This is a genomic window from Bifidobacterium olomucense, assembly GCF_012932375.1.
Classification (GTDB): domain Bacteria; phylum Actinomycetota; class Actinomycetes; order Actinomycetales; family Bifidobacteriaceae; genus Bifidobacterium; species Bifidobacterium olomucense.
Window position 1 is genome coordinate 1 of record NZ_JAAIIG010000029.1, and the last position, 3,432, is coordinate 3,432.

Annotated in this window: 4 protein-coding genes; all 4 read left to right on the forward strand. The window is 35.8% G+C overall.

Annotation, left to right across the window (positions count from 1 at the left end; all coding sequences use genetic code 11):
* Positions 1–190: 190 nt before the first annotated feature.
* Positions 191–1,027 carry a glycosyltransferase family protein gene (locus G1C97_RS11910; RefSeq protein ID WP_169241939.1) on the forward strand — a complete coding sequence of 279 codons (837 nt, stop codon included), beginning with the start codon at positions 191–193 and terminating at the stop codon, positions 1,025–1,027.
* A 130-nt stretch (positions 1,028–1,157) separates the two neighbouring features.
* Positions 1,158–1,886, forward strand: coding sequence for a glycosyltransferase family 2 protein (locus tag G1C97_RS11915; protein WP_169241940.1), 729 nt, complete (start codon positions 1,158–1,160; stop codon positions 1,884–1,886).
* The gene (locus tag G1C97_RS11920) at positions 1,883–2,950 is read left to right on the forward strand and encodes a glycosyltransferase WbsX family protein (RefSeq protein ID WP_169241941.1); all 1,068 of its coding nucleotides are present in this window, start codon (positions 1,883–1,885) and stop codon (positions 2,948–2,950) included. Before G1C97_RS11915 ends, G1C97_RS11920 begins: the two co-directional genes overlap by 4 nt.
* A partial coding sequence (locus tag G1C97_RS12155) for a hypothetical protein (protein WP_205832642.1) occupies positions 2,947–3,432 on the forward strand: 486 nt, incomplete at its 3' end. The genes G1C97_RS11920 and G1C97_RS12155, both read left to right, overlap by 4 nt.

Here is a 3,432-nt window from a genome sequence, read left to right on the forward strand (position 1 = left end):
CACTCACCGAAGCAAAGACATCCTCTTTTCCGCGAAAAGCCTGTGATTTCAACGGTTTCCACCTGATATCCCGTTTCTGGAACCGCCGGATTAGCCGATAAGGGCGGTTATGTCAGATTTGCTCTTGTAATGAGTTTCTTCTAGAAAGCCCCTTTATCGCTTACTTCTAAGGCTTAGCAGGATGCAGACAATGTCTAGCGACAAAGTTGGGAAAAGTGGGAATAATCTTACCATCAATGTCGAATCCATATTGACGATTTCCATAGTCGTATATAAGGACTATGCGGATGCGCTTTGCGCTGTCCGGTCTATCGAGGAGAAGACAAGCGAGACGTTGCCGAAGCATTTGTTCATAGTTGACAATAGTGGTCTTGGCGATTCCAACGCCTCGAAGAATGAGTTTTGTCAACAACTCGCTAGGTTCAATGATGTTAGCTATGTAGATGCGGGTGCCAACCTTGGATTCGGCAAGGGACACAATCTTATACTTCCGTATGTTCATTCGGAATATCATGCAATCGTCAATCCAGATATCGAATTGGTCAACGATGCGTTTAGCGAAATGATCGCAATGATGCGAAATGATTCAAGCATCGGTATGACGATTCCGAAGATGCTGGATACGCACGGAACGCTTCAGCGTGTGTATAGACGTGAACTCACGATGGTTGATATGTTTATTCGCATGTTTTGCGGCAATCATTTTGCTAAGCGTCAAGCATGGCATACCATGCAGGATCAGGATTATTCCAAGCCTTTTAATGTTCCGTTTGGACAGGGTAGTTTTTTAGTCGTTCGAACTGATTTGTTGAAACGGCTCAATGGCTTCGACGATCGCTATTTTATGTATCTCGAAGATGCTGATTTGTGCAAGCGCGTCAATACGGTTTCGAAGCTGATGTATTGTCCTAGCGCATCAGTTGTACACAAATGGGAAAAGGGTTCTCATAAGAATTGGAAACTATTCAAAATCCATGTTACTTCAATGTATAAGTACTTTAAAAAATGGGGTGTTGAACTTCTATAAGCACTAGCGACAAGATTCATTTACTAATGCAAGGGCATATATTTATAAAGAGACACATTGCAAGTTCTAACACCGGTAATTAAAGAATGATGGAAACAATGTAATAATTGTAAGTTTTCTCGGAGGAACAATGACGCGAATATCCGTGATAATGCCTACGTACAATGGCGAAAAGTATATAAAGGAACAGATTAACTCTATTTTATCGAATATAACCTCTGATGATGAAATAATAATTTCCGATGACGGTTCCACCGATAAAACAGTAGATATTATTCACGAATATGAAAAAAATAATGCAAATATCAAATATATTGAAGGCCCTCATCAGGGTGTTGTAAAAAATATAAATAATGCATTGAAATATGCCACAGGAAATATTATTTTTTTATCGGATCAGGATGATGTGTGGCTAAAAAATAAGGTTGCAACAATCGTAAATATATTTGAAAATAATAAAGATATAACGTGTGTTTTACATGATTTGCAAATAGTGGATGCAAACCTAAGTATAATAGAAATATCATATTTTAACTTCCATAAAAGTAGATTAGGTTTTTTGAATAATCTAATCAGGAACTCATTTGTTGGAGCTGCAATGGCATTCCGAGCTTCAATGCTTGAGTATATCTTACCTATCGAAAATGTACCAATGCATGATCAATGGATAGGTTTAATAAATGAAGTATATGGTAAAACATTTATTTGCAATGAGATCCTTGGATTATATAGGCGCCATGGTGCAAATGTAACACAATTAAAACATGGAAGCTTGACTTCCATGTTGTCAAAAAGAATGCTTATTACCTTACAGATTCTTAAAAGGTTCAATCAAATTTTATTTGGGAGGAAAAAATGAAAGCTCTTGCAATTTATCTTCCTGCATTTCATCGTATACCGGAAAATGACGAATGGTGGGGTAAGGGATTTACCGAATGGGACAACGTGAGAAGTGGACAGAAATATTTTAAAGGTCACGTTCAACCGGTTTCACCGATAAATAACTATTACTATAATTTATCCCGCCCGGAAGATATAAGAAAGCAAATTTCTCTTGCAAATAGGTATAATGTATCGGGATTTATTTTCTATCACTATTGGTTTTCAAAAAATCGTCAGATATTCGAAACACCTGCCGAACTATTAAGGGATCAGATTAAAGATAAGATCGAGTATTGTTTTTGCTGGGCTAATGAAACTTGGATTACTACGTGGCATGGCAAAGATCCCGACGTCTTAATCGAACAAACATATGGTCCGGAAGATGAGTGGTTGGCACATATTAGATATCTTGAAACTTTTTTCAAAGATTCAAGATATATTAAAATTTCAGGTAGACCGTTATTCTTTATTTACAGGCCGAATTCTATACCTCGATATGAGGATATGATTAAATATTGGAATCAATATCTTAAATCCCGTGGTCTACAACCTTTATACATTGTGGAATATATAAGTTCTAAAAACCATGATGTGGCTCATTCAAGCTCAGATGCAGTCATGGAGTTTGAACCTTTGTATACCACATTTTTTGATTTATCATTATTTAATAAAGCAAAAAGAGCTTTATGTAAAATCCTTCACAGAATAGATTATCAGAGCTATGACAATTTGTGGAAAAAAATACTTAGACGTAACAGAACATATTCCGGAAAAGATATTTTTAAAAGTTGTTTTGTCGCTTGGGATAATTCACCAAGAAAAGAGCACAATAGTATGATTGTTAAAGGTGCAACCCCGGAGAAATTTGGAAAATATCTTCATTTATTAATTAATCAGGTTAGGAAAGATACCAGAAACGATTATCTGATTATAAATGCTTGGAACGAATGGAGCGAGGGTGCCTTTTTGGAGCCAAGCGAAGAGTATCAATATAGGTATCTGAAGGCATTGAACGATAATATTAAGGATTCAGAGGTATGAAAAGCTTAATTATATGCCATGATGCCTCAATGTCGGGGGCCAATAAATCACTTTGCGATTGGATTAAAGGTAATAACGCTAATTTAAGGTTGTATGTTGCGATACCCACATACAACAAGCTATTTTATACTACTCTTAAATCACTTGGATGTACTGTAATTATCGGTCATTATTCTGTCCCTGTAAAGCGTTTATCTAGAGTAAGTTTCATCATAGGTCTTAAAGATATAATCAAATATCTTTGGTATATATTTATAAATCCTCTAATGTTAATTCGGCTTAAACAAATCGTCGAAAAGTATAACATTGATGTGATTCATTCGAACTCTTTTGCAACTAATTTTGGTGCTCTTCTAGCAATTAAAACAAATAGGCCTCATATATGGCATATTAGAGAATTCATGAAAGAAGATTACGGAATAGAACAAATCAATCAGAAGCTATGTCATAAGTTTTGCAATTATTCTAATGCTATATTCATC